This is a genomic window from Pyruvatibacter sp. HU-CL02332, assembly GCF_040362765.1.
Classification (GTDB): Bacteria; Pseudomonadota; Alphaproteobacteria; order CGMCC-115125; family CGMCC-115125; genus Pyruvatibacter.
On record NZ_BAABWK010000001.1, the window covers coordinates 1,892,208 to 1,910,393 of the forward strand.

Annotated in this window: 14 protein-coding genes; 5 read left to right on the forward strand and 9 right to left on the reverse strand. The window is 61.0% G+C overall.

What is annotated here, in order from left to right:
* The 3 genes from trpA (at nucleotide 1) to ABXH05_RS09030 (ending at nucleotide 3,177) form a co-directional block, all read left to right on the forward strand.
* Complete coding sequence (gene trpA / locus ABXH05_RS09020) at nucleotides 1-825, forward strand: tryptophan synthase subunit alpha (RefSeq protein ID WP_348136916.1); 825 nt, start codon at nucleotides 1-3, stop codon at nucleotides 823-825.
* Nucleotides 826-911: 86 nt separating this feature from the next.
* The gene (gene accD, locus ABXH05_RS09025) at nucleotides 912-1,853 is read left to right on the forward strand and encodes an acetyl-CoA carboxylase, carboxyltransferase subunit beta (RefSeq protein WP_348136918.1); all 942 of its coding nucleotides are present in this window, start codon (nucleotides 912-914) and stop codon (nucleotides 1,851-1,853) included.
* 4 nt (nucleotides 1,854-1,857) lie between these two features.
* Complete coding sequence (locus ABXH05_RS09030) at nucleotides 1,858-3,177, forward strand: bifunctional folylpolyglutamate synthase/dihydrofolate synthase (protein WP_353560716.1); 1,320 nt, start codon at nucleotides 1,858-1,860, stop codon at nucleotides 3,175-3,177.
* Between the two features lie 206 nt (nucleotides 3,178-3,383).
* On the opposite strand, the gene ABXH05_RS09035 is transcribed toward ABXH05_RS09030, so the two are convergent.
* The 7 genes from ABXH05_RS09035 to tsaE all read right to left on the reverse strand — a co-directional run bounded on the left by ABXH05_RS09035 (nucleotide 3,384) and on the right by tsaE (nucleotide 15,117).
* Nucleotides 3,384-5,111, reverse strand: a complete 1,728-nt coding sequence (locus ABXH05_RS09035; protein WP_353560717.1) for a WS/DGAT/MGAT family O-acyltransferase — start codon at nucleotides 5,109-5,111, stop codon at nucleotides 3,384-3,386.
* 347 nt (nucleotides 5,112-5,458) lie between these two features.
* Entirely contained in the window at nucleotides 5,459-5,779 is a 321-nt protein-coding gene (trxA, locus tag ABXH05_RS09040; protein ID WP_043948194.1) for a thioredoxin TrxA, read from the reverse strand.
* Nucleotides 5,780-5,962: 183 nt separating this feature from the next.
* The gene (gene addA / locus ABXH05_RS09045; RefSeq protein WP_353560718.1) at nucleotides 5,963-9,559 is read right to left on the reverse strand and encodes a double-strand break repair helicase AddA; all 3,597 of its coding nucleotides are present in this window, start codon (nucleotides 9,557-9,559) and stop codon (nucleotides 5,963-5,965) included.
* Nucleotides 9,532-12,561: a double-strand break repair protein AddB gene (addB, locus tag ABXH05_RS09050; RefSeq protein WP_353560719.1), complete on the reverse strand. Its 3,030-nt coding sequence runs from the start codon at nucleotides 12,559-12,561 to the stop codon at nucleotides 9,532-9,534. The genes addA and addB overlap by 28 nt, the downstream gene beginning before the upstream one ends.
* Nucleotides 12,562-12,737: 176 nt before the next feature.
* Nucleotides 12,738-13,463, reverse strand: coding sequence for a nucleotidyltransferase family protein (locus ABXH05_RS09055; protein WP_353560720.1), 726 nt, complete (start codon nucleotides 13,461-13,463; stop codon nucleotides 12,738-12,740).
* 10 nt (nucleotides 13,464-13,473) lie between these two features.
* Nucleotides 13,474-14,583 carry an aminoglycoside phosphotransferase family protein gene (locus ABXH05_RS09060; protein ID WP_353560721.1) on the reverse strand — a complete coding sequence of 370 codons (1,110 nt, stop codon included), beginning with the start codon at nucleotides 14,581-14,583 and terminating at the stop codon, nucleotides 13,474-13,476.
* 27 nt (nucleotides 14,584-14,610) lie between these two features.
* A complete protein-coding gene (gene tsaE / locus ABXH05_RS09065) occupies nucleotides 14,611-15,117 on the reverse strand; it encodes a tRNA (adenosine(37)-N6)-threonylcarbamoyltransferase complex ATPase subunit type 1 TsaE (RefSeq protein ID WP_353560722.1) in 507 nt (168 codons plus the stop codon).
* A 220-nt stretch (nucleotides 15,118-15,337) separates the two neighbouring features.
* Here tsaE and ABXH05_RS09070 point away from each other — a divergent pair, with 220 nt between their 5' ends.
* Both ABXH05_RS09070 and ABXH05_RS09075 read left to right on the forward strand, forming a co-directional pair.
* A complete protein-coding gene (locus ABXH05_RS09070) occupies nucleotides 15,338-16,555 on the forward strand; it encodes an NAD(P)/FAD-dependent oxidoreductase (protein WP_353560723.1) in 1,218 nt (405 codons plus the stop codon).
* A gap of 260 nt (nucleotides 16,556-16,815) precedes the next feature.
* A complete protein-coding gene (locus ABXH05_RS09075) occupies nucleotides 16,816-17,136 on the forward strand; it encodes a 2Fe-2S iron-sulfur cluster-binding protein (protein WP_348136937.1) in 321 nt (106 codons plus the stop codon).
* A gap of 135 nt (nucleotides 17,137-17,271) precedes the next feature.
* Here the strand turns inward: ABXH05_RS09075 and ABXH05_RS09080 are convergent, their stop codons facing one another.
* Together ABXH05_RS09080 and ABXH05_RS09085 are read right to left on the reverse strand one after the other, a co-directional pair.
* Nucleotides 17,272-17,778, reverse strand: a complete 507-nt coding sequence (locus ABXH05_RS09080) for an SRPBCC family protein (RefSeq protein ID WP_353560724.1) — start codon at nucleotides 17,776-17,778, stop codon at nucleotides 17,272-17,274.
* Nucleotides 17,775-18,143 carry an ArsR/SmtB family transcription factor gene (locus ABXH05_RS09085; RefSeq protein WP_353560725.1) on the reverse strand — a complete coding sequence of 123 codons (369 nt, stop codon included), beginning with the start codon at nucleotides 18,141-18,143 and terminating at the stop codon, nucleotides 17,775-17,777. The genes ABXH05_RS09080 and ABXH05_RS09085 overlap by 4 nt, the downstream gene beginning before the upstream one ends.
* Nucleotides 18,144-18,186: the final 43 nt, after the last annotated feature.

Sequence of the window (18,186 nt, forward strand, 5' to 3'; positions counted from 1 at the left end):
ATGACTCATACCCGTATCGACACACGCTTTGCCGAACTCAAGGCGCAGGGCAAGAAGGCCTTCGTCGGCTATGTCACCGCCGGTGATCCCGATGCTGAAACCTCTTTGAAGATCGTCAAGGGTCTGCCCGGTGCAGGCGTTGACATCATCGAGCTTGGCATGCCGTTCTCAGATCCCATGGCCGATGGTCCAGCCATTCAGGCCGGTGGTCTGCGGGCGCTCAATGCGGGCGCCACCATGATCAAGACGCTGGAGCTGGTGCGGGCGTTTCGCGCCGACGATGACACAACGCCCATCGTGCTGATGGGCTACTACAACCCGATCTACATTTACGGCGTCGACAAGTTCCTGGCAGATGCCAAGGCAGCAGGCGTGGATGGCCTCATCGTGGTTGATCTGCCGCCGGAAGAAGATGAAGAGCTGTGCATTCCAGCCACCAAGGCGGGCGTGAACTTCATTCGACTGGCCACACCGACAACGGACGCCGAGCGTCTGCCTGCGGTGCTCGCGAACACATCTGGCTTTGTCTATTACGTGTCGATCACCGGCATTACCGGGTCTGCATCAGCGCAGGTTGAGAAGGTTGCGTCTGCCGTGACCGGTATCACCGGATCAACGGACCTGCCGGTTGTAGTGGGCTTTGGCATCAAGTCGCCGGAGCAGGCCCGTGATATGGCAGGTGTTGCGGACGGCGCGGTGGTGGGCTCGGCCTTTGTGGACTGCATTGCATCCACTCTGGACGCCGATGGGCGCCCCACGGATGAGACGGTACCCAAAATTCTGGCATTGGCGGCGGAACTGGCCGCAGGCGCCCACGCAGCGTAGACTGTTCAACAGCATGATTTGGCCTGATTTTGCCGCCATAAACGGCAGAAGACGGGCACACAGAGAACTGACCTGAGGAAAACGACATGAGCTGGCTTGAAAATGTGGTGCGACCCAAAATCCGCACCTTCCTTTCGGCAAAGCGCGATACGCCGGACAACCTCTGGCACAAGTGCAAGAATTGCGGCGAGATGATTTTCCATCGCGACCTGCAGGAAAACCTCCATGTCTGCACCAATTGCGGCCATCACGGACGTCTGCGCGCCAAGGCCCGTCTGGACAATCTGTTTGATGGCGGCGCTTGGGAAAAAATCGACAACCCGCAAGTGCCCGCCGACCCGCTCAAGTTTCGCGATCAGCGCAAATACACCGATCGCCTGAAAGAAGCACGCACAAAGACCGGCGAAGAAGACGCGATGACCATCGCGCTGGGCACGATCAGCGGGCAGAACGCGGTCGTTCTGGTTCAGGATTTTGCCTTCATGGGCGGGTCACTGGGCATGGCTGCTGGTGAGAGCATTGTGAAAGCAGCCGAGCTTGCTGTTGAACGTCGCGCGCCGCTCATTCTGTTTGCCGCTGCCGGTGGCGCGCGCATGCAGGAGGGCATTCTCTCTCTCATGCAGATGCCGCGCTCGACGGTTGCCGTGCAGATGGTGCGCGAAGCAGGCCTGCCTTACATCGTGGTCATGACCGACCCGACAACCGGCGGCGTGACCGCGTCCTACGCTATGCTTGGCGACGTACACATTGCAGAGCCCGGCGCGCTCATCGGCTTTGCCGGTCCGCGCGTGATTGAACAGACCATCCGCGAAAAACTGCCCGAAGGCTTCCAGCGTGCTGAATATCTGCTGGAGCACGGCATGGTGGACATGGTGGTGAAGCGTGGCGACATGCGCGACACGCTGGCAAAACTGATCTCCCTGCTGATGATCGAACCCGCCACAGCCCCATCTGGCCAGGCGATGCCTCAGGGCACAGCTCCTGTTCCATACGAGGCAGGCGCTGCAACCGCTGCCGGCGCTGAATAGCAACGTGTCGGCGAAGACTCTTCCCCAGCGCCAGTCAAGCGATGCCATCCTTGATCGGCTGACGGGGCTGCATCCCAAGCTCATTGACCTGTCTTTGGGCCGTCTTGAGCGGCTGCTCGGGGCTCTGGGCAATCCACATCTGCACATTCCGCCGGTCATTCATGTGGCCGGGACCAATGGCAAAGGCTCGGTCGTCGCCTATCTGCGCGCGATGTTTGAAGCGCAGGGACTGCGGGTGCACACCTATACGTCCCCGCATCTCGTCAAATTCCACGAACGCATTCGTGTGCCAGACCCAACCGGTAAAAGTGCGCCAGTCTCCGAAGATGAATTGATCCGTCTTCTGAGCGATTGCGAAGCGGCCAATGATGGCGGCGACATCACATTTTTCGAGATCACGACGGCGGCAGCCTTTCTGGCGTTCTCCCGCATACCGGCAGATGTCACATTGCTGGAAGTCGGGTTGGGTGGGCGTTTTGACGCCACGAACGTCATCGAGAAACCCCGGGCCTGCGTCATCACGCCTGTGTCGCTCGATCATCAAAGTTTTCTCGGCGACACAGTGGGCGAGATCGCCGGCGAGAAAGCGGGCATTCTCAAGAACGGCGTGCCTGCCATTATTGCCCCGCAGGTGGATGAAGCCCTTGAAGTGATTGAGGGTGAGGCCGCAAAGCTGGAAGTACCGCTGGCGCGTTTTGGCCAGGAATTCACAGCCTTTGAAGAACATGGGAGGCTGGTGTTTCAGGACACAACGGGTCTGTTGGACCTGCCTTTGCCCGGCCTGCGCGGACGCCACCAGATCGCCAATGCCGCAACCGCCGTTGCCGCAGCGCGCGCCTTTGGCGGGTTGGACGAAACAGCAATAGGCAATGGCCTGAAACAGGTTGAGTGGCCCGCGCGCATGCAGCGTCTGTCGTCGGGCGCCCTAGCGGACAAGGTACCCGGTGCCGAATTGTGGCTGGATGGCGGGCACAACCCGGCCGCATCAAGAGCCATTGCGGAAACGCTGGCAGACCTTGAAGACAAGAACCCGCGCCCCCTCGTGCTGATCAGCGGCATGATGGACTCAAAAGACACAGGCGGCTTCTTCGAGGCCTTTGATGGTTTGGCGTCGACGGTGCTGACGGTGGGTATTCCCGGTCAGACAAATGGCCGCCCGGCGGATGACGTGGCACAGATGGCGCGGGACGCGGGCCTTGAAGCTGTCTCCATGCCGGATATCGAGACCGCTCTTGAGCGAGCATCTGTAGTCTCGCCGCCGCCACGGATTGTGATCTGCGGATCGCTCTATCTGGCTGGCGAAGTGCTGGCGCGGAACACCTAGATACACCCGTATCCCCGGACTTGAGTGATCTCTTTGACCTTCCGGCTTGACCGGAGGGCGGGGTCCACTCTCGTTCGCTATGGTCTGAAACATCTGCGAGTAGGCTCCGGGTCGAGCCCGGAGACACGGGAGGCGTGGCGTGAAAAACAAAAAAGGGCCACCGCAATTATGCGGTGGCCCTTTGTCTGTCGATGTGTGTCTAAGGCTTATTCAGCAGCCTGGATCGACACGACCTTGTCTTCGCTCAGCAAGTCGCCCTGTGCTTCTTCCGTTGCCGCTGCTGGTTTCTTGGCAGCCGCCTTGGCCTTTGCCTTGGACGTAGTCTTGCGCTTGGTTTTGGTTTTGGTTTTCGCCTTGGCCTTTGTTTTGGCCTTCGGTGAAGCCTTGGCCTTGGAAACGGTCGTGCCGTCCCGCTCGCTCAGGCTTGCGTCAGACTGATGTGCTGGAACCGCAGAGCGTGACAGGGAGGCCCGCTTCTTCGGTGCTGCCTTCATGGCCTTCTTGAAGGCAGGGGAAGCGGCGCGCTTCTTGGCAGCGGCCATCAGCTCATCGAAGCTTTCCTGGATGCAGTCCGCAAAGAAGCTTGGATCCGGGATCATCTCGCGGCATGAGGTGATCGAAATCGTGATCTGACCGCCATAGCTGAATACCGGCATGATGAGACCCATGCCATCCAGGATCGGGCCTGTACCAAACTGCGTAACCAGACGTGCGCCGGTCATGTAGAGCGGCACATTGGGGCCCGGCACATTGGTGATGACGCAGTTCATCGGCAGCTTCATCCGGTTGGCGAGGCCAAGACCGGTGTAGAGCCGTGCAGCCATACCCGCCGTGGTGGACGGAATAAACTGGGTGTAGTCCGTCATCGTCTTGGCGCCGACGGCGTTGGTCAGTTCCTTGGAGTTGGTGGTGTGTTCAAACACCGCCTCAAGGCGCTTCATCGGTTCTTCAATGTCGGTACCGATGGCCACCGTCATGGCGGACACCTGGTTGCCCGCAGATTTCTGCTTGTCCGGCGAGCGGACAGAAATTGGCGTCATGGCGACCAGTGAATCGCCGGGAAGCTCTTCCTTGTCCGACAGATATTTCCGCAGCGCACCGCCGCAGACCGTCAGCACCACGTCGTTGATGGTCGCGCCGGGGACCGTCGTGCGGATGAACTTCAGATCATCAATGGCAAAGCTGCGGCCATCAAACACGCGGTGTGGCGACACGCAGCCATTGAAGCGTGTGCGCGGCACAGGGCCAGATGACTTGAGATCGCCTGTCGACATCTTGAGGCCGGCGCGGGCCAGAGCAGGCACCGAGCGCGCAACCACATTGGCAAGGCGGAAGGGCTGAACAGCCGTGTGACCAGCGGTGCGGGCCAGGAGTTCCATCGCCAGCGGTTCACGCTCGGGCACCCATGGCTCCTTGGGAGGTTCAGGTTTCGCATCCGGCTTCAGGTCATGGATCGCGGCAACCATTTCAGCGCCGGACACACCGTCAATAATGGCGTGGTGAACCTTTGACAGGATGGCGAAGGATCCCTTGGGGATGCCTTCCACATTGTCGAGGCCTTCAATCACATACATTTCCCAGAGCGGGCGGTTGGTATCCAGCGCGCGGGAGTGAAGGCGCGATGCCTGAATGCACAGCTGGCGCCAGTCACCGGGGTGCGGCAGCGCGATGTGGCGCACGTGGAACTCAACGTCAAAGTCCGGATCCTCAAACCAGTAGGGATGATCCAGATTGGCCGGCACGAATGCCAGACGCTGACGGAAGGCGCGGGACATATGCAGGCGCGCTTCGTAGTTCTTCAGAATTTCCTTGAAACCAAGCACGCCGCCTTCGACGGTTGACTGGTCATAAATCGCCACTGAGCCGATATGCATGGGCGCATTCTTCGTTTCAAAATACAGAAACGAGGCGTCCATTCCGCTGAGCTGTTCCATCGAGCGTACTCCCCATAATTTTGTTGGGATAACTTCACCACACTAAGGCGGCGGGGCAAAGCGCTGATACGCAGGCGCGGTGCAGATTGGCACTTTTGAGGGAAATAAAAAGACGCAACGCTTACAACGTGCTAGCGCCTCGATCATGACTGACCAAAAAGTCCCTCAGTTGTGCGGGATATAGACCGCATGCGGACTTTCAAGCAAGTTAACCGTGCCATGCATTTTTGCACTGCAGCATCGAGGGTCTTGTTTCACTCAGGAACCCGCACAAACAAAACCGGCGGCCCAGAGGACCGCCGGTTGCAGACAATCTGTCAGTCTGAGGTTTCGTCAGACGTCGAGTGCTAGATCGACTCTTCGATCCACTCTGAAATCTTGCTCTTGGGCAGGGCACCAACCTTGGTCGCTGCAACCTGACCGTCCTTGAAGATCATCAGGGTCGGGATACCGCGCACGCCGTATTTTGTCGGCACGTTGGGGTTCTCGTCGATGTTGATCTTGGCAATGGTCAGCTTTTCGCCGAGCTCGCCGGCAATCTCTTCAAGAGCCGGTCCGATCTGCTTACAGGGGCCGCACCATTCAGCCCAGAAGTCCACAAGGACGGGGCCGGACGCGTCAATCACATCGCCTTCAAAACTGTCGTCAGTCACTTTGGTTGTAGACATGCGACGTCTCCTAATACTCATGGGACCGTACACGGGGGTGTGCAGATATCCCGAAATGGAAAGGCAGGTTGCGGCTCACCTTGCTACTCACAGCGTGAATCGCGTCCCGCCAAATTGCTGTTGATCAGAATGTAGGAATGGCCCCCATGAGGGTCAAGTACAGTCTCGGCAGTGTGATAATGACTAATTCACACTGTTTCCACGTTGATCTAGCGCAATGCCGGGCAATTCCATGAGTCTGGGGCCGTCGGTCCACACCAGAGCACACGCAACAGACCGGCCCGGATAGGCCGCCTGCACAAGGGAACGGTAGGCGGCCATCTGATCCAGATAGACCGCCGCCACATCTTCAACGCGCTCCGGCGGTGGTCGGTTTGTCTTGTAATCCGCAATCAGAATGCGGTCATCGGTCACAACCAGCCGGTCGATCTGACCCGACAACGGCACCTGCTTGCCGTTCCACATGACCCGGCCTGCCAGCGAAACCTCCGCCCGGCTGTTGGGCCCGAACAGATCCGCAAATTGCGGGTCATCCAGAATGGCCAGCACTTCAGCCGCAATGTCGCCCTGTGTCGCCTCATCAAACTGTCCGGCAGCGGCGCGGGACAGATAACCCAGCGCCAGTGCTTCGCGGTCGTTGGAGGATTGTTCCGGCAAATGTTGCAACAAGGTGTGCACCAGCCGACCCCGTGCAAACCGTTGCGCCGGGTTGACGCCATCAGCCGCCAAGGGCGAGAGCGCCGGCGGATCACTGAACGCACCCGCTTCCCCTGACGCATCTTCTGCATCAGGCATCATGGACGGTGCCAGCGGACCAAGGGGGACCTGCTCCACGGGTGCTGGTTGTGTGGCCCAGGAGGGAAGCGTGATTGCATCGGCGACGGCATGGCTTTGCTTGTCCGGCACGGCCTCCACAAGCTGCTCGCTCTCCAGCCGCCAGACAGTGCCGGTGCCATCGGCAAACTCTTCTTCCAGTTCTTCTGCATCGGGCTTGAGCGCATCCGCCGCGCGCACATACCAGCTCGTGTCATTCATGCCCCGGGACCCATGGGCGGCGGCGATGTAGAGCCGGTCCATGGCACGGGTCATGGCCACATACAGCAGGCGGCGATATTCCTCATCCTCACGCGCCTCGCGCGCGGCGCGTGCTGCGAGCGACAGCTCGTCTGCATCGGTCTTGCGCGGGCTGTAGGTTACCAGCCCGTCGTCGCGGGTATCCTTGTGCGCAATGAGCGAGGCACGTCCCGGCGTGCCGCCTGCCTGCACCGTGTCGGGCAGGATCACGACGTTGGCTTCCAGACCCTTGGCCCCGTGCACGGTCATGATGCGCACCTGATTGCCGCCCTGGTCCAGGTCGCGCTTGATCTCTGTGTCGCCCGCATCCATCCACGCGACAAAACCCTGCAGGGACGGCGTATTGGAGGCCTCGTAGCTGAGCGTCTGATTGAGAAACTCGTCGATGGGGTCATGCACATCCATGCCCAGCCGCGCCACCAGCCTGTCCCGACCGCCATCAGCCCCCAGCACGCGCGTAAAAAATTCGTGGGGCCGCAGGATGCCGGTCCGGGCGCGGACCTCCGACAGATAGGCGAGGGCCTCGGGCGCGCCATCCACCATGTCGGCCCGCTCTTCCAGCGCCTTCCACAGGCTGATGGTTTTTTCCTTTGAGGCGCGCGCATGGGCAAGGTCAAACAGACCTTCCTCGCTGATGGCGCACAGGGGACTGCGCAACACGGTCGCAAGCGTCAGATCATCGTCCGGCAACAGCGCAAAGCGCGCCAGGGCCATCAGATCCATGACGGCAATGTGGTCCCCCAGTACCAGCCGGTCCACACCGGCCACGGGAATGTTGGATGTCTTGAGCTGGCGGATCAGCTCATCCACGAAGGCGCCGCGTTTGCGCACAAGAATGAGCACATCCCCCGGCTCCATGGCCCGGTCGCGCTGCGGCAGAATCTCCTTGCCGATCCAGTCTTTCAGCTTGCCGACAATCCGCGTTGCAAGCTTGGCTTCCTTGCTGCGTCCGCTGACCGCATCCAGCGGGGCGTCCCACAATTCCTGTTCGTCGATTTCGTCCGGGGTCACCGGCGACCAGAGTTCCACCAGCCCCGCACGCCCGGTCCACACGCTTTCATGGTGGATCGCCTCGTCACCGGCAACGACGCCCGCGCGCATCGGCTCAGGCGCAAACGTCTTGTCGACACCGGACAAGATCTGGTCTGCCGTCCGCCAGGAGACGGTGAGATCAATGTCATGCCATGTCTGGGTTGCCGCACCTGCCATGGACCGGAACGCAGCCCGACGGGCGGAAAACTCCTGCGGGTCTGCCCCCTGAAACGAGAAGATCGACTGCTTCTCATCACCCACGGCAAACAGCGTGCGCACGGCACCGGGGCCGCGCCCATCCTGATCCGGCGCGAAGTCCCGCGCGCCATCGCCTGCAAAAAACTCGGTCACCAGCGCTGCAATGACTTTCCATTGCTGCGGGCTCGTGTCCTGCGCTTCGTCCACCAGAATATGATCGAGGCCCATGTCCAGTTTGTAGAGCACCCACTGGGTGCCCTCGCGGCTGTGCAGCAGAGACACAGTGCGGGTGATGAGGTCGTCATAATCCAATAGACCGCGACGTGTCTTCTCGGCCTCATAGGCGTCGAGCACTGCATAGCCGACCCGCAGGATGGCACCGGTCAGAACGGCGGTCTGGGCTGCCCGCAGCTTCGCGGTGAGGGCTGCCAGTGCGGCCTGCTGATCTTCCATCCATTGCAGGATATCTGGATGGGCCGCAGCCAGATCCTTTGTCATCAGGCTCGCCCGTGGCTCACCTGCCTGGGTCAGGAAGATGCCCGGGTAGTGTTCCTCAAAACCCTCCGGTGTCATGTCCGCCAGCAAGGCGGCAAGGGCGGTTGCCTTGGTCGCATCCGTTTTTTTGCCCGACGCCAGTGCAGATTGCGCGCCCCGTATCTGAGCGGGGTCGAGCTCCGCGAGGGCCTCCGCCATCAAGTCGTGAGTGGTCGCCCCCGGCGGCACACCCAGAGCATCGGCGACCGCGCGTTCAGCAGCGTCCAGGCCTTGCGCCTGTTCAACGTAACGCCGGATGCGGTGGCGCATGCCCGTGACTTCGCCCAGCAGCATTTCAAACGCTGCTTCGTCGGCCTCGCCAACAAGTTTGACGACCGCATGGGCAAGAGGCGTCTCCGGCTCGTCGATGCTGGCCTGAAGAACGTCATCGCGCGCCTGCGCCAGAAGCTCCGCAGACTGACGGTCGTCGGCAAGAGAAAAATGCGGGCTGACACCGGCTTCAAGCGGGAAGCGGCCCAAAAGGCTTTCGCAGAAGGCATGGATGGTTTGAATCTTGAGGCCGCCGGGTGTCTCAAGGGCGCTGGCAAACAGACGCCGCGCCTTGGCGATTTCATCTGCCTCAAGATGCCGCCCTTCAAGCTGGAACAATGCCTCTTCAAGCTTGTCCTCGGCCATGGTGGACCATTGGCCCAGCCGGTCATAGAGCTTGGTCTGCATCTGTGCGGCAGCTGCCCGCGTGAAAGTGAGACACAAAATGTGCTCGGGCTTCGTGCCGCTCAGCAGCAAGCGCGCCACACGGCTTGTGAGCGTGTGGGTTTTGCCGGTGCCCGCATTGGCAGACACCCAGACGCTGGCCTTGGGATCAGCGGCATCAAGCTGCTTGGCCGTGGAGCGGCTTTGGAGCTCTGCATTGGCGCCGGAAGGTTCAAACTCAACCTCGACACCGTCGATCTTCAATCGGTGTCGGTTGCTGTCTGCCATTCTTTCACTCGGGCCAGATGGTCATAGTCGCCATCATAGGTCAGGAATTGCGGCCGGGGCCGCGAGATGTAGGGGGTGTCCTCCGTTTCAAACAGGGTGAGAAGGTCAACCATGTGCCCCATGGCCGCGTCTGCTTCTGTCATCACATCGGCATTCTTCTCGACCGCACTCACGACCTTGCCGGTCTTGAGTTCCACATAGGCCAGCTCGCTGGTGAGCGCCTTGGGTGGGCCGATGGTCTTGCCGTCCTTGTCCGTGTGGAACGCACCATCTCTGGCCATGGCGGCCTCAAGGGGCAGCTGCACGGAAAATTTTGCGGTGGTCTGTTTGGCAGTCGGCGCGGCGCCCGTCTTGTAGTCGAGGATCGCCAGCGAGCCGTCGTTGAGCAGGTCAATGCGATCGGCAATGCCACTCAGCGTGAATACGCGTGTCGGCAGGGCGACAATGTGCTCGCCTTTCAGCTCCACGAATGTCTGCTTGATGCCGGTCCGCCGCTCGGTTTCCCAGGTGAGGAACCACTCTGCGACCTCCAAAAAGCGCGGATACCAGATGGCCTGCACGGCAGGGCGGGCATCGGTCTTGTCAAATTCTTCCCGCGCAATGGCGACCAACTCGCCATAAGCATTGTCCGGCATCGGCTTTTTGGCGGTGGGCGGATGCTCCAGTGAAAACCGTTCGAGGATTTTGTGGATGATGTCGCCACGGTCCCGCGCACCGGCATCTGCGTCCAGATCATCCAGCACATTCAACCCCAGCACATGGCTGGCATAGATGGCATATGGATCGCGGAAGAGATCATTGATGCGGGTGACGGACAGGCGGCCAGGGCGCGCTTCCACCGGCGGGGTTGGTGCCGGGCGATCAATCTGTCGGGCTTCACGGACCGGTCGGTCCAGCTCCCGCGCCATGGCAAGCCATGGGCCGGTTGGGATGCGGCGTTTCTTCTTCTTGCTGTCGTCTCCGGGCATCGGCAGACCACCGACGAGATTTTCAAGCCGCAGCCACCAGCGCGACGGCACCGTGGGCTGACCGTCCGAGCGTTCCGCCCGGGTCAGGATCACGTCCCCGGTGCCAAGTCCCTGCGCCACATCATGGGCCGCAAGACCGATCAGCCGTTCAGGGGCCTCAAGGCCAAGCTGCGCGCGCATGGGGCGGTTGATCCATGCGCCCGTTTCAGCGCGCTGTGGCCACACGCCTTCGTTGAGGCCACCCAGCACCAGTCGGTCAGCATGTTGCAGACGCGCTTCAAGGGGGCCGAGTATCTGCAACCGGGCATGGGAGCGCCGCACGGGCCGCACCATGCGGCCGGTCATGAGCGCGCCAAGAATGGCCGGGTAGTCCGCAGGCGAAATGCTGCCCAGCAGACTGGCCTGCGCCATGACATCCGCCATGAAGGTGGAAGCCGCTTCGCCCGACGCACCGGACCACAATCGCTGTGCACCTGTTTCCTCATGGGTCGCCGCGAGCGCTTCTGCTGCGGTGAGATGCGCTTCAATGAGGGCGGCGGCATCAACCTCGTCCGCATCCATCACCTCAAGGGGCGTGCCAATGAACGAGGTAAGTGCTCCATGCAGTCGCCGTGCCCGCGCGTGTTCATTTTCGTTGAGCGGGCCATACTTGCGGGTGGCGGCTTCCTGAATGGCGTCGGCAATGCCGTCAAGACCGGGCGCAGGACGGGGGCCGCGCAGAACCTGCTTGTCCAGCAGGTCCACCAATCCATGGAAGACGCCTTCTTCTTCCCCGCCGCGCGCGAGGGGATGACGCAGGGCCGTCAGCATCTCGATGGGGGCAAGCTGCTCGGTCAGCATTTCGGCCACCTGCAGCAAAAAACCACCTGCCCGCGTATGAGCCAGCGGCTGGCCGCCACTGTCGTCCACAATGATGCCCCAGCGCGCCAGATCGCTGGCGACGCGGCGGGCGAGATTTCGGTCCGGTGTCACAAGGGCTGCGGTCTTGCCAGGCGTCTCCAGGGCTTCGCGCAGGGCAAGGGCGATGGTCAGGGATTCGAGCTGCGGATTGTCCGCACTCACCATGGTGAGACCGGTAAGAGCGTCGTCGATGATCGGCGACAGGTTTGTATCAGCGTCTTTCCACTGGTCCGTTGTTTCCGCGGGCCGCTGCGCTTCACTCACCAGCCGCGTACGCGCTTCAGCGTTGGGGAGTGTTTTGCCGTGGGTCCAGACGTTGACGGCATGGCGCTCCATGCCGATGCGCGAGAGAAGCAGCTTGAGGCCAAACTGCGGGTGCGCGGGTTCACACGCCGCCCACGCCGCGTCGTCCATCTGCTGGTCAAGGCCGGGCAGCACAACAGTTCCCTCGTCAAGACCGGCAATGGTCTTGAGCATGTCCGCAGTTGCCTTGAGGGAGCCGGTGGACCCGGCAGCGACGATGGCGCCGGGTGGAGTGTCCTGCCAGCGTTTGCACGTCGCCTTGATGAGATCGGCGCGGCGGCGGGCTGGGTCCATCAGGCCAAGGGTGCTGAGCATCTGTGGCCAGATGTCCGTAATCACCTCGAGAAAGGTCAGCGTCTCTTTCCAGTGGTCGGCGAATTCGCGATGCACCACATCCTGCAATTTGCTGAGTGGCACATCCTGCGCCGCAAATGTATCCATGAGGGCGGCCAGTTCCCCGGCCAGCGCAATGGCCTGTGCCTGGCTCATGGTGGTGAGGCCGGTCGCCTCCGCGTGACGCTCAATGATCTGCGCCAGCACCAGTGTGCGGTGCATGGGCTCAATGGCCGGCGGCAGGGTCAGCGGCGCGTCGCCGGCTTCTGCTCCCCCAAAGCCAAGCTCCTCGTCCACGTCGCCCAGCGGGCGAATGTCCGGCAGCAGCAAGGCGTCGGTTTCGCTTTGCTCCAGCAGGGCCTCCACAAGGGCACGGGCGGCACGGCGGGTGGGCACCAGAACTGTGGTTGTGGCCAGCGCATCCCCACGCGCCAGCAGCCCCGCCGCAAGGGCAGGCAGGAACGGTACATGCGGGGGAATGGTGAAAACCTGGCCCATGGCCACAAGTCTAGCGTGAGTCGGACGCGAAGAGTCGCTTCTTGGGCATGGTCATGCACTCAAATCCTATGCCGTAGCCCCGGACTTGATCCGGGGCCTACTCGCGAAGGCTTCACGCCGCAGCAACTGAGAGTGGACCCCGGGTCAAGCCCGGGGATACGGAGAGGGAGAGGACCTTAGAGCTCGCGGAGGAACGTCTCCGCTTCTTCCAGGGCACCTGGCGTGCCCACATGCATCCACACGCCGTCGTGGCGCAGGCCATAGGCGCGTTTGTCTTCAATCAGACCGCGCCAGACCTTGGTGGTGGAAAACGCATCTTCCTCGATGTCTGCAAATAGCTGCGGCTTGATGATCTGCACGCCCGTATACATGAACGGTGCGACCGAAGCCGTCTCCCGCCACTCGATGCAGCCAGCCGCATCCATGGTGAAGTCACCGCGCGCCACATCGCCGACAATGTTGGCCGTCACAGCGACAACCAGCAGGGCATCCATCTCTTCGGCGTCAAACCGCTCTAGCAGACGTGGCAGGGTCTTGCCCATGCCCTCGACCCAGATGGAATCGCAATTGTGGGTAATGATGGGTTTGTCACCCAGGAGCGGCAGCGCCTTCTTGATGCCGCCGCCTGTTTCCAGAATGGCGTCCGTCTCATCCGAGATGATGATGCTGTCATCATTGCGCGCCTCAAGATGTGCCCGCATCTGGTCGGCGAAGGCATGAATGTTGACGATGATGCGCTTGATGCCCGCATCCTTTAGCCGGTCAATGGCATGATCCACCATCGGCTTGCCCGCCACTTCGATCAGCGCCTTGGGCTTGTTTTTGGTTAGGGGGCGCATGCGGGTGCCGTGCCCGGCAGCCATCACCATTGCTGTGTCGATCGTGGTGTTTGGTGCTGTCATCGGGCTGCACTCATTTTGTGACAGTGTCCGGATCAATCGGTACACGGATTTTTTCAAGGGGCACATGCGCCTCAAACCAGGCCGCCACGGGCGCAAGGGCTGGATGCGCCAGATCGCGGGCGAGATAGTCAGCCAGTCGTGGAATGTGCTGCAAATAGCCCGGCTTGCCGTCGCGCAGAAGCAGACGGGCAAAAATGCCGATGATCTTGGTGTTCCGCTGCGCACCCATGATGGCATAGGCCGCGCGGAAGGCATCCGCATCAAAGCCTGCATTCTGAGCAGCGCGCGCAGCCTCGTAGCGGGCAAGCAACCGTGTTTCGACATCCACTGGAACAGTACGCCGCGCATCCTGCAGCAGGGACGCCACGTCATAGGCAGCAGGACCAATCACGGCGTCCTGAAAATCAATGATGCCGATGCGCTGAAGGCCAGACCGATCATCGAGAACCAGCAGATTGGGCGAATGATAGTCGCGCAGCAGCAGAACGTCGGCAGCGGTGCGGGCCTTGGGCAGCACCTGCGTCCACGCAACGTGGAACGCGGCCTGCGCTGTTGCGTCGAGGTCATCCCCAAAGGCCAGCCGTGCATACCAGGACGGCAGCAGCTCCGCTTCCGTCATCAAAGCGTTGTCGTCAAAGGGCGGGACAATATGGTGTGGACCATCATCTCCGCAGCCAAGGAGTGTGGGCGCAGGCACCGCGTGCAGGGCCGCCAGTACATCTACCGCACCGCCATACAGCTCTTCTTCGCTGTCGCCTGCATCAATACGCGCTGCAAAAACACCGTCGCCCAAATCTTCCAGCAGCAAAAAGCCCTGGGTCAGGTCCTGCGCAAAAATTTCAGGTGCGCTGAACCCATGCTGCGTGAGGTGCCGCGCAATGGCCGCGAAAGGCCGCATGTCCTCTGCCAGATGCACGATGGCGCTGTAGCTCTTGCCGTCCTTGACGGGCGGTCCGTCGGGACCGGGAGGCGCATCCATGAGAATGGCGCTCTTGCCGCCTTTGACCAGCCGCTCGTACAGCCGCGTCGAGGCGTCGCCCGCAACAGGTGTTGCACTGGCGTCAGCCCAGCTGGCCTGCGCGAGAAACGCATCTCTCGCCTGCGTGCGGTCAGCGCTCATCAGTCCATGATCCTCATTGCGTGATGCTCATTGCGTAATTCTGGCAAGCTTGGGTCCCCATGCACCGTACCCGACAGCGCTGAGTTTGCGTTTTTCAATCGCCGGGTCTTCGCCCTTGTCCTCAAGAGTGAGGGTCAGGTTGAGACGTCCCTTGACGCGCCCCGGCTCAAAGGCCCGGCCAAGACGGCCCGGCCATTCAACCACCAGTGCGCCATAGTCCAGCGCGTCTTCAAGGCCCAGTTCCTCAATCTCGCTGTCATCCTCGATGCGATAGAGGTCCACATGGGCGACCATCAGATAGGGCGTGTCATATTGCTGGATCAGCGTGAAGGTGGGGCTGGGGATTTCGCCTTCCACCCCAAGTTCACGGATCAGTGCCCGCGCCAGGGTCGATTTGCCCGCGCCCAGATCACCTTCAAGGGCGATCACGTCACCGGGCTCCAGATAGGAGGCCAGCCGCGCGCCAAACGCCTGGGTTGCAGCTTCGTCTGCAAGGTCCAGCTCGGCGTGTTGAAGATCAGCGACAGCAGGCATGGAAGGGTCCGGAAAATCGGGAGTAGCGCGAAAATCTGTTCTTCGCGCTTGTAGCCGGGGGCAGTGTGGCGCTCAACCCTTAAGGCGGCCCTCACAGCCCCAGCGACCATCCGCCGACTTGGCCCGTTTTGCGGTTTTGTGCTACGCGCTGGAGCAAAGCTAGGGCGACAAGCCATCCTCCGCTGATATCAGGCGGGGACGACGAACAGGGACAAGTACAATGAGCGACAGTGTAGTCATCATCGGAGCCGGCCATGCCGCCGGTCAGGCCGTGGCCAGCCTCCGTCAGGAAGGCTTTGAGGGCACCATCGTGGTGGTCGGCGAAGAAAGCGTTGTGCCCTATCAGCGCCCGCCCCTGTCCAAGAAATTCCTCGCGGGAGAAATCGGGCTCGACCGCGTGCTGTTCAAGCCGGTGGATTTCTACGCCAAGGCAGAAGCAGAAATGATCCTCGACACCAAGGTCGAGAAAATCGATACCGCCGCCAAGAAAGTGATCCTCGAAGAAGGCCGTGAGCTTGAATACGGCAAGCTGATCCTCACCACCGGTGGCCGCGTGCGCAAACTCAATTGCCCGGGTGCCGATCTGCCCGGCGTCAACTATCTGCGCTCCATCGCAGACGTTGAAGCCATTCAGGCGCACTTCAAGCCCGGCGCCAAGCTGGTGATTGTCGGCGGTGGCTATATCGGCCTTGAAGTGGCCGCGGTGGCCGTGAAACGCGACATCGACGTGACCGTCCTGGAAATGGCACCGACCGTGCTGGGCCGCGTTACCTGCAAGGAGGTGGCGACCTTCTTTGAGCGCGTGCATGGGGAGGAGGGCGTCAAGATCCTCACCAACACCGCGCTGGAAAGCATTGAAGGCGACAGCCATGTCACCGGCGTCAAGACCGGGGACGGCACCATCATTCCGGCAGACTTCGTGATTGCCGGTATTGGTATCCTGCCCAACATGGAACTGGCCGAAGAGGCAGGGATCGACTGCGGCAACGGCATCGTGGTGGACGAACTGTGCCGCACCTCCGTGCCGGATGTGTATGCGGCAGGTGACTGCACCTTCCATCCCAACCCGATCTACAAGACCGATCTACGGCTTGAATCCGTGCACAACGCCCTGGAGCAAGCCAAGACGGCGGCCGCCCATATCTGCGGCAAGGACAAGCCCTATGGCCAGGTGCCATGGTTTTGGTCGGACCAGTATGATCTCAAGTTGCAGATCGCAGGCCTCAGTCAGGGGTTTGACGAGGTTGTCATCCGTGGCGACATCACCGGGCGGTCCTTTGCGGCGTTTTATCTCAAGGAAGGACAGATGATTGCGGTGGATGCGGTGAACCGCGCGCCGGAGTTCATGATGTCCAAAATGCTGCTTCAGAAGGGCACAAACGTGCCAGCCGAGCGTTTGGCGGACGAATCCATCGAGATGAAGGATATTGCCAAATAGGGGCCGAAACGGGGATGCAACCGGGGGGTAGGTCAGGGCGCTTGACGTACCGCCAGCAAGGCTTTAATTGCAAAGACATAAAAAGTGACGGGTGCGTCATCTTTACGGAGTGCGGACAGGAGTTGTCTGTCCGCGCTACCGGTTTTGGTCATGGGCTTGCGTCCCCCAAAACCACCCCGTAAGACACCACCCGACGAAACCAAATGTGTGGGCGCCAGCTGTATGGACGACCCGCGGTTTAGAACGATGCGAGAGGGAACATGGCGAAGATTACCTATGTCGAGCATGACGGAACTGAACATGTTGTGGATGTGGCCGATGGCCTGTCCGTCATGGAAGGCGCAGTCAACAACATGATCCCAGGCATTGATGCCGATTGCGGCGGCGCCTGCGCCTGCGCAACGTGCCATGTCTATGTGGACGAAAAATTCGCTGACAAGATCGAGCCGAAAGAAGACATGGAACAGACCATGCTCGACTTCGCACCAGACGTGAAAGACACATCACGCCTCTCCTGCCAGATCAAGGTCTCCGACGCTCTGGACGGCATGGTCGTCAAGATGCCCGAAAGCCAGCACTAAAGACTTTCCGCGCCGGAGCATCCTCCCGCGCGCAAACAAGAACAGCGCCCCGGCTAATCCCGGCGGGCGCTGTTTTCGTTTGTGGTGATATCCAACCCCGTCTCAAGTCCGGGGATACGGAACGCAGGTGTGATTCTACCCCTGCAACTCCTTGAGCAACTCTGCCAGTAGCTCCATGCCGCTGCCCCAGCCTGAATCGAGGCCGGCGATGGCGCCTTCGAAGCAGGTGAGTTCTGCCTCAGTCGCCTCGTGGGGTGACCAGGTGAGGCGCATTTTGGTTTTGCCGCCTGCCTCTTCAAACGTCACCGTGGTGAGCAATATGCGGGGCCAGTCCGGCATCATGGGGTTGGCGGCGATGTTCCACTCGGCATCGGTGTTGGACATCAGCATCACCAGTTTTTCCGGCGGCGAGACTTCCGTGTATCTGGATATCTGATAGCCCGAACCTTGGCTCATGCGCATCTCGTTGCGCCAGACGCCGCCGACGCGCACATCCAGCTCGTGGATGACGGTTTCGACGTTGGGGCCGTACCAGCGGGCGAGGAGCTCGGGGTCGGTCCATGTCTTCCACACCATCTCGCGCGGCGCATCGAACTCTCGGTCGAGAATGTAAGTCGGCAACTCGTTCATTTGGTCGCTCATTTTGTTGGTCCTTGTTGTGTGGCGTTTTTCATGTCGTCGAGCAGGTCATCCAGCTGGTCAAAGCTTGCCGACCAGAAATGTCTGAACTCTTCCAGCCACGTCACGGCCGCCGCCATGGGCGCGGCTCTGAGGCGGGCGGGGCGGCGCTGGGCGTCAATATCCCGCTCCACAAGACCTGCGCGCTCCAGCACCTTGAGATGCTTTGAAACGGCGGGCTGGCTCATGGCAAATGGTGTCGCCAAATCGTTGACCGATGCCTCACCGGTAGCGAGGCGCGTCAGGATCGCCCGGCGGGTCGGGTCCGCGAGGGCGGAGAAGATGGCGTCAAGGTTTTGCGGCTGGGTGCCAAGGTTGATCTGTTCCATAACCACATGGTTATATAAAAACCAACACGGGTCAAGAGGTGTA